The organism is Dietzia sp. (assembly GCF_036741115.1).
GTDB lineage: Bacteria > Actinomycetota > Actinomycetes > Mycobacteriales > Mycobacteriaceae > Dietzia.
The window spans coordinates 958-9,482 of sequence record NZ_DAINST010000077.1; the positions used below are offsets into that span (position 1 = coordinate 958).

Genomic DNA, 8,525 nt, shown 5'->3' on the forward strand with positions numbered 1-8,525 from the left:
AGGCGAGCTTGACCTCCGCCTCGGCGCTCATCAGGCGCATCACGATCTCGGTGCGGCTCATCTCCAGGGAGAACACGACGGATGCCATCCCGTGCTGGATGGAGGCGGACCGCATGATGTCGAGGCCGATGGTCGAGTTGTGGGTCGGCACCGCAGTTGGACCGGCGAGATACAGGTGGTCCGCGGCCGCGACCTCGATGCAACGCACCGGGACCGACTCGGCCGGGCGGACATCGATAATCAGCCGCGGCGCCGCCCCGCGGTCGGAAGACTCCGGGACCATGACCCCGGCCTCGGCGACCATGAGCATCGTTTCGAGCGACTTGGTGGTCATCGTCTGGCTCGTACCGCCGAACTCCACGACCCACTCGTGTTCGGCATCGGCGACGATCTCCGCGCCGTCCGAGAACACGAGCCGCAGACACGGCCGCTCCGTCCAGATCTCCGAGAGCGCCACGACCTCCGTGGGCGCGCCGGAAGAGGACAGCACCGTATCCCCGACAGCCAGCGAGCCGAGCTCTACAAAACTAGAAACTGCGCCGTCATCCCCCAAGGAGACGGGAATCGGCGTATCGAGCGCGAGGGCCTTACCCACGCCGGGGCGGGCGGCGATAATGATCATCTGCCCGCCGCGCAGGCCCGAGATCTTCTCGTCGAGATCGTGGAAACCCGTGGGCACGCCGGAGGCCACGCCGCCGGCCTCCTGGATCTCGTCCATCTCGTCCATCGTGGGCTGGAGCAGCTCCGACAGCGCCACGTAGTCCTCGGACGTGCGCCGCTCGGTGACCTCGAAGATCTCCGCCTGCGCGCGATCGACGATCTCATCGACCTCCTGGCCGTCCCCCGAGTAGCCGTACTGCACGATTCGCGTGCCGGCATCGACCAGCCGCCGCAGCACCGCCTTCTCCGAGACGATCCGCGCGTAATACCCGGCGTTCGCGGCCGTGGGCACCGTGGACACTAGCGTGTGGATGTAGGGCGCGCCGCCGGCTCGCTTGAGCTCCCCCTTGCGGTCGAGCTCCGCCGCCACCGTGACGGGGTCGGCCGGCTCGCCGCGGGCGTAGAGGTCCAAGACCACGTCGTAGATAGCCTGGTGCGCGGGCTTGTAGAAATCGCCCGGCCCGAGGACCTCGACCACGTCTGCGATCGCGTCCTTCGACATGAGCATTCCGCCGAGCACGGACTGCTCGGCCGTCTGATCCTGCGGTGGGACCCGGCCGAACTGCTCCTCCGGAGGGGCGTCCGAGTCCGACGGAAAGCCGCCGGCCTCCCGCTCGAATTCTGCCGCCATTTTCGCGCCTCCGTGTGTTGCGATCCTTGCTAAGTCTAGTGGATCGGCCCGACAATCCTGGCGCCGGGCGAGGTCGGTGCAGGTGGCTGCGGGTCGGGCTCCCGCTCGGTGACGGCGATCGATCCACGGCAAATCGCGCTCCCGCTCGCGGAGTTTATCCACAGGGTTATCAACAATCGCGAGTGACCACCTGTGGACAACTGTGGACAACTACCCCGTTACCTCGGGATTTACCGGCGTGGGTGTGGACAAGCAGTGGATAAGCTTTGCGCGTTGCCGGAAAAGTACTGGTCAGAGAGTTTTCGCAGGTCAGAGGCGGTGTGAATTCTTTACCTTCTCTAACCTCCCGGAAGTCCCGGTTTCCCTCGATTTCACTCTGCGTTCCGTGTTATACACCCGCGGTTCGGGGATTACGGGCCGAGTTATCCACAGGGGCTGTGCATACCGGATCGGCCCTGGACCGACGCGGCAACCCGTGTGGGACACGGGCTATCGCGGGGTAGCAGGCGGGGCAAAGGGAAGGTCGCCGTCAGCCGGCGCCCGTCCCCTTTTCCGCAGCCGCACCGCCGCACAGACGCGCAAGAGCCCGCCACCGCGAATTGCGGTGGCGGGCTCTGCGAAGAACTGCCCAGGGGCACCAGGCCCCTACGGCGTCAGACCCATGAGGCGAGACGCTCTGCCGGGCGAGGAACTACTGCGCGACGACCTCGACGGCGACGATCGCCTCGACGCCATGGCCGAGGGACACGGTCGCCTTGTGATTGCCCGGGTTCTTGATGTGCTCCTTGGGCAGCGCGACGTTGCGCTTGTCGAGCTTCGGGCCACCCGAGGTGCGGATCGCGTCGGCGACATCGCCGGCGGTCACGGAACCGAAGAGCTTGCCGGACTCCGAGGCCTTGACTGCGACCTTGACGTCCGAGAGGCTCTCGAGCTTCTGCTTGAGCTCGTTGGCGTGCTCGGCATCGCGCACCTCGCGCTCCGCCTGGACCCGCTGGATGGTCTCGATCTGTCGCTCCGCACCCGGCGTGGCCACGATGGCCAGGCCGCGCGGGAGCAGGAAGTTACGTCCGTAACCGCCCTTGACCTCGACGATGTCGCCCGGCGCACCGAGGTTGTCGACGTCGGCGGTGAGGATCAGCTTCATGATCCTTAACCTTTCTTTCCCCCGCCGCCGCTGGTGGGCGGTCCGCGAGGTCATTGCTCATGAGTGTGTGGAATTGACGCGGCGCGCGGGAGGCGGCGCCGTAGGTGGGTGGGCGTGGCTTTCGGGCGTTCCGGGCCGGTCGCGAGGCGCGGGCCCGGAGGGCGCTCGCCCGCAGCAGGCCGGAATCGCTGCGACCTAGAACGGGGGCTCGTCGTCCCCGCCGCCGAAACCGCCGGCCTGCGGGGCGCTGCCCCACGGGTCGTCGTTCTGCCCGCGGCCCTGGCCACCGGAGTTGCCGAAGCCACCCTGGCCGCCCCCCTGCTGGCCGCCGAAGCCGCCCTGGTTTCCCTGACCCTGGTTCCCGCCGAAGCCGCCCTGGCCGCCCCCCTGCTGGCCGCCACCGAAGCCGCCGCCCTCGCGAGGAGTGCGGGCAACCTTCGCCGTGGCGTACTTGAGGGCGGGACCGACCTCGTCGACCTCGAGCTCGAACACCGTGCGCTTCTCGCCCTCGCGGGTCTCGAAGGACCGCTGCCGGAGGCGACCCTGCACGATGACACGCATGCCACGCTGCAGGGACTCGGCCACGTTCTCCGCGGCCTGCCGCCAGACATTGCAGGTAAGGAACAGCGCTTCGCCGTCCTCCCACTGGTTCGTCTGCTGGTTGAAGCGCCGAGGAGTCGAGGCGATACGGAAGTTCGCCACCGCCGCACCGGACGGCGTGAACCGCAGCTCCGGGTCGGCAACCATGTTGCCCACGACGGTGATTACGGTTTCGCCTGCCATATGCCTCGCTCCTTGAAGTGCCGGATTTGCGTTCGCGCCTAGATTACGGGCTTTTCGCGCCCGGGAACCACGGTCTGCGTAGCGAAACTACGCGTCCGTGCGGAGGACCTTGGTGCGCAGGACGGACTCGTTGAGTCCGAGCTGGCGGTCGAGCTCCTTGACGGAGTCCGGCTCGGCCTTGAGATCGACGACGGCGTAGATGCCCTCGTTCTTCTTGTCGATCTCGTAGGCGAGACGGCGCTTACCCCACACATCGACCTTGTCGACCGAGCCGCCGTCCTTGCGGATTACGTTGAGGAACGTATCCAGGGACGGGGCAACGGTGCGCTCGTCGAGACTGGGATCGAGGATGATCATCATTTCGTATTGACGCACGGGACCTCATCACCTCCTATGGTCTTGGTTTTCGGCCGCAGCAGGTACCGCGGCAGGAGGGTCGTCGCGTCAGCAACTGGTCAAGCTTATCCGCATGACGCCGGACGGGCCTAATTTCCCCTGGCCCACGCGATCGCCCCGGTCCTCTGGACCCCCTGGCGGCGCCCTATCGCTAGGATCCAGCGCTGCATCCGCCGAGCACCACAGCCCGAGCCCCACCGGCCACCGGGCACCGCCGATTGGATTTCGCGCAGCACCGGCCGAGCCCCACCGCGTGCGTTTCACGCCGTTTCCTCCGAATCACACCCCTATAGCGGTCGGAGAAGGCGTGAATCACGACCAAAGGGTGTGAAACGCGCCTGGCACAACACGCGCGGGCCGTGGGCTCGACGCGCATGGCGCAGCACGCGGGCTCGATGCGCCTGGCGAAGCGCCGTGCGGGCCGCAGGCCGCGGGAACGCGGTCCGCGACATCGCCCGCCTCGCGCCGGCAATCAGCCCTGGCTGAGCCCCATCGTCAACGCCGCGATGATCGGAAACACCGTGAGAAACACGACCGCCAGGACGATGGTCCCCACCCACGCTCGCTTCGACCAGCCCATGCGATATCCGCCGGCGGCAACCACCAGGCAGACGAAGCCGAGGAAGATCCCCAGCCACATCATGAACATCTCAAAGTTACTCATCGCCTGCTGCCTTCTGCTCTGCCGTTGACCGTGCTGTCGTCTTCGCCCGCCCCCCGGTCGTCTTAGCCCGCGCCCCGGCCGCCCCGTCCGCCCGAGCCACTACCGGCCGACGCCGCGGCGCCACCGGAGCTCTGCCGCCGAACTCCCCCGACACGTCAAAGGATTCGCGCACCGCAGCATCGGCATCACCGCCATCACCCCCGCCCGGCGCCAGCGTCCCGAGCAGCGGATCCCCGCCCGGCAGGTCCGCGTGCCAGCGCCGCACGAGATCCCGCGACGGCCGGTAGATCTCCCACACGATCGCCGCGCACACGTACACCACGAGCCCATCGCGGATGAGCACCAACAGGTGGAACCACTCGGGATTGAGCCCCTTTGACTCCGTCCCCGCGAAATACGACATGTGCGCGACCCACAGCAGTGCGTCGAACACCATCCACGGCAGCAGCACCCGCGCCCGCGGGATCGCGAGCACCGCGAGCGGCACGAGCCACAGAGAATACTGCGGGCTCCACACCTTGTTGGTGAGCAGGAAGATCGCCACAATAAGGAACGCGAGCTGCGCGATCCGCGGGGTCTTCCGCGCCGTCAACCCGATGGCCAGGACTCCCACGCAGCCCGCCGCGAACAGCACGAGAGAGACGGTATTGAGGGTCGACGGGATCTCGCCGGGCGCGTCGAAGCCGCCCCACGACGTCAAACCCGAAATGGCGGCATAAATCGATTCCGGGTTCTGCGGGCGGTCGTTGTTGAGCCGGAAGAACTCCCGCCACCCCTCGGGGAAGAGCAGGGCGATCGGCAGGTTGACGACGGACCACGTGAGCACCGCGACGCATATGGCCCACAACAGGTCGACGTATTTTCGCGCCCGCAGCGCGACCACCAGGAGGGCGCCGAAGAGGAACAGCGGGTAGAGCTTCATCGCGACGCCGATGCCGATCGCGAAGCCCGCCCACTTCGGCATGCGGCGCGACCAGAACATCAGCGCGAGCGCCGAGGCGGCCACCGCCATGGCGTCGAAATTGGTGAACGCCTGGAAGATCACCAGCGGACTCGCCGCCATGAACAGCGTGTCCCACGGCCTGCGCCCCGTCGATCGGTACGTGGCCCACACGGCTAGGAGCCAGAAGAACGCCATGCCGACGACCACGACGGAGAAGTACTTGATCACCGGGATCGGGCCCGGCAGCGCACCCATGTGCTGCAGGTGATCCCAGCCGAGCGCGACCTGCGCGGACGCGTACTGCCACAGGCCCGTGAGCACCGGGTACTCCATGTACCGCGTGATCTGGTCTGCGCCCTCGCCTTCGACCCAGCCGAACTTGTACGGAAACGCGCCCTGCGAGAGCCCCTCGACGCCCCACAGCGGGATCGGGTCCGCGTAGCACGCCTTGTAGTACTGCCGCCCGTCCCACATGAGGCTCGGCTCGCTGCCGTCCGTGGGGTGGGTGGTCTCGAGGCAGCCGGCCTTGGAGAAGAACCCGAAAGCCAGGAAGATGACGGCGAACAGCAGCACCACCCGCAGCGGCGTGACCCACCGTTGGCGACCGACCACCGCGTGCTTCCCGAGCGGCCCGCCCCACGCCTCCGCGACCGGCAGCAAGGGGCCGTCACCCGGGCGGTGCCGCTCCTCCGGGGCGAGCGAAGACTCGTCGGGGGCCAGCGCCCGGGGGGAGCGGTACGCGCGGTCGGGATCCGGCGCGGCGCCCGCTGCGGGGGAGGGCCCGGAGCCGGGCGCAGAACCGGTCCCGGAACCTGGTCGAGGATCGCCATCAGTCACGTCGGTTACGTTATCCGACCGGGCCGGGAGTGTGCCCGGGACGTGCCCCGGCAAATGCGGGACGGACCCGGCCATCGGCCGGGTCCGTCCTCTCGTTCTCACCGCGCGCGAACCGCGCGCTCGCCCTCATGCGGCGCGTCAGCCGCCGGGCTGGGGTGCCGGCGCGGGCTGTCCGCCCCCGCCGCCACCACCACCGGCGTCGAGGCCCAGGCCGTCGAGGAAGTCGTTGACCTGATTCTGGAACTCATCAGCGGGCGCCTGCGGGGACTGGCCGCCGCCTCCCCCGCCCTGCTGCTGAGTCGGCGCGGACTGCGTCTCCTGCTGGGTCGCGCCGCCACCGGTACCGGTTCCGGTCGTGCCGCCGCCGGTCCCGTATCCGGTGCCGCCGCCGGTCGTGGTCCCACCGCCGCCACCGCCCTCGGCAGAACTGGTGTTGCCGGTGTCATACGACGGGGCTCCGGCCTGGCCGCCGATGTACCCGGGGTCCGGGAACGTCTCGTAGTCGGTGCCCTCGAGGGAGCGGTCCATGATCGACTTCCAGATGTCCGCCGGGTCCATGTTTCCGTACATCGATCCGCCGGTCCCGCCGGAGAACAGCGGCTCGTTCGCGCCGGTGCCCATCCACACGGCCGTCGCGAGCGACGGCGTCGCGCCGATGAACCACGCGTCCTTGTTGTTGCCGGTGTCGAGAAGCTGCGCGGTACCGGACTTCGCCGCCGAGGCGCGCCCGCCGGCGAGCGAGTGCCCGCGCGAGTAGGAGGCGATCGGCCCCATCGCGGAGATCAGGTTGTTCGCCACGTCCTCGTCGATCCGCTGCTCGCCCTCGGGCGCGCTGTTGTCGAGGAGCACCTCGCCGTCGGAGGCGATGACCTTCTGCACGAAGTGCGTCGGGTGGTACATGCCCGAGTCGGCGAAGGTCGCGAGGCCGGTCGCCATGTCCAACGTGCGGACCGGGTACTGGCCGAGCACGACGCCTTCGTACGGCGTGCCGCCGTCCTCGGACAGCGTCTCGCTCGGCAGGCCCGGGATGTGCTCGGGGATGCCTGCCTTGTGCGCCATGTCGGCGGTGTCCTGCGGTCCGTTCTTGAGCATCGTCTGCAGGCGGATAAAGGACGTGTTGAGCGACTGCTTGAGCGCCTGGGCGATCGAGCAGGTGCCGCACGACGTGCCCTCGGAGTTGTTGATGGTGATGTTGCCCGACGTCACCGGCGCGGAGGAGACCTGCTGTGTGAGGGGGATGCCCTGATCGAGCGCCGCGGCCAGCGCGAAGATCTTGAACGTCGAGCCGGTCTGCAGCGGCGCGTTCGCGTAGTCCCAGCCCTCGGCGTCGTTACCGCCGAAGTAGCCCTTGACGGCGCCGGTCCTCGGATCGACCGAGACCGCCGCGGACTTGTTGCTCTCCGGCTGGTAGCTCATCACCTCGTCGACCGAGGAGAGCACGCTCTGCTGGACCTTGGGATCGATGGTCGTGATAATCCGCAGGCCCCGGGTGTTGATCATGTCCTCGGAGATGCCCGAATTCGTGAGCTCGGCGAGCACCTGGCGGCGGATCGGGCCGTTTGACGGCGGACCGACGTTTTGCTGCAGCGGCGCCGCGTCCTCGACCACGGAGGGAAACTGCGCCTTGGCGCGCTCCTCGGCGGGGAGGCCGCCCATGTCGACCATCCCGTCGAGCACGTAGTTCCAGCGCTGCTCGGCTGCCGGGCGGTTGCCCACGGGATCCAGCGCGGACGGCGACTGGATCATCCCCGCGAGGAGCGCGCCCTCGGACACCGTGAGCGCACCCACGGGCTTGTTGAAGTACGACTGCGCGGCGGCGTCGATGCCGTACGCACCGCGGCCGAAGTAGATGGTGTTGAGGTACGACTCGAGGATCTGGTCCTTGGACCACGAGGAGGTCATCTTCGCGGCGATGAGGATCTCCTTGGCCTTGCGCTTATAGGAGACCTCGTCGCCCACCAGCGTGTTCTTGACGTACTGCTGGGTGATCGTCGAACCGCCGCCGGCGGTGGACTTGCCGGTCACCTGGCCCATCGCGGCGCGGGCGATGCCCATCGGGTCGAAGCCCTGGTTCGAGTAGAACGTACGGTCCTCGGCGGCCACGACGGCGTTGCGCACGTGGACCGGGATGTCGTCGATCTTGACGTTCGTGCGGTTGCCCTCCGGCGGCACGATGCGGCCCATGAGCGTCGAATCGTCGCCGTAGTACATCTCCGAGACCTGGTTGGCCTGCACCGAGTCCGGTGTGGGGATGTCCTGGCGCTGGTACATGATCGCGACGATGATCACGGGGATCACCACGAAGATCACGACCAGCACGGCCAGCGTGCCGAGGAAGGGGTGGCGGCCGAAGAAGCTCCGGGCCTCCTCCTTCCGCGTCGCAGCACGCGTGGCGCGCGAGGCGCGCCCGCCGGAATCGTCCGATCCCGGCTTCTCGCTCCTGTTGGTTTCCTGGCCCATGCACCTC

General features: G+C 68.2%; 7 protein-coding genes. All 7 read right to left on the reverse strand.

Annotated elements, in window-relative coordinates; genetic code table 11:
* Nucleotides 1-1,291, reverse strand: a 1,291-nt coding sequence (locus V7E05_RS11465) for a DnaB-like helicase N-terminal domain-containing protein (protein ID WP_333619787.1), incomplete at its 3' end; no start/stop codon positions are given.
* Nucleotides 1,292-1,982: 691 nt separating this feature from the next.
* A complete protein-coding gene (gene rplI, locus V7E05_RS11470; RefSeq protein ID WP_333619788.1) occupies nucleotides 1,983-2,435 on the reverse strand; it encodes a 50S ribosomal protein L9 in 453 nt (150 codons plus the stop codon).
* 195 nt (nucleotides 2,436-2,630) lie between these two features.
* A complete protein-coding gene (locus V7E05_RS11475; RefSeq protein ID WP_333619789.1) occupies nucleotides 2,631-3,218 on the reverse strand; it encodes a single-stranded DNA-binding protein in 588 nt (195 codons plus the stop codon).
* Between the two features lie 87 nt (nucleotides 3,219-3,305).
* Nucleotides 3,306-3,593, reverse strand: a complete 288-nt coding sequence (gene rpsF, locus V7E05_RS11480; RefSeq protein WP_333619790.1) for a 30S ribosomal protein S6 — start codon at nucleotides 3,591-3,593, stop codon at nucleotides 3,306-3,308.
* A gap of 493 nt (nucleotides 3,594-4,086) precedes the next feature.
* On the reverse strand, nucleotides 4,087-4,278 hold the full coding sequence (locus V7E05_RS11485; RefSeq protein ID WP_333619791.1) for a hypothetical protein: 192 nt from the start codon (nucleotides 4,276-4,278) through the stop codon (nucleotides 4,087-4,089).
* Entirely contained in the window at nucleotides 4,271-6,058 is a 1,788-nt protein-coding gene (locus V7E05_RS11490) for a glycosyltransferase family 87 protein (RefSeq protein WP_333619792.1), read from the reverse strand. The genes V7E05_RS11485 and V7E05_RS11490 overlap by 8 nt, the downstream gene beginning before the upstream one ends.
* Before the next feature lie 138 nt (nucleotides 6,059-6,196).
* The coding region (locus V7E05_RS11495; protein ID WP_333619793.1) for a transglycosylase domain-containing protein at nucleotides 6,197-8,525 on the reverse strand (2,329 nt) is incomplete at its 5' end.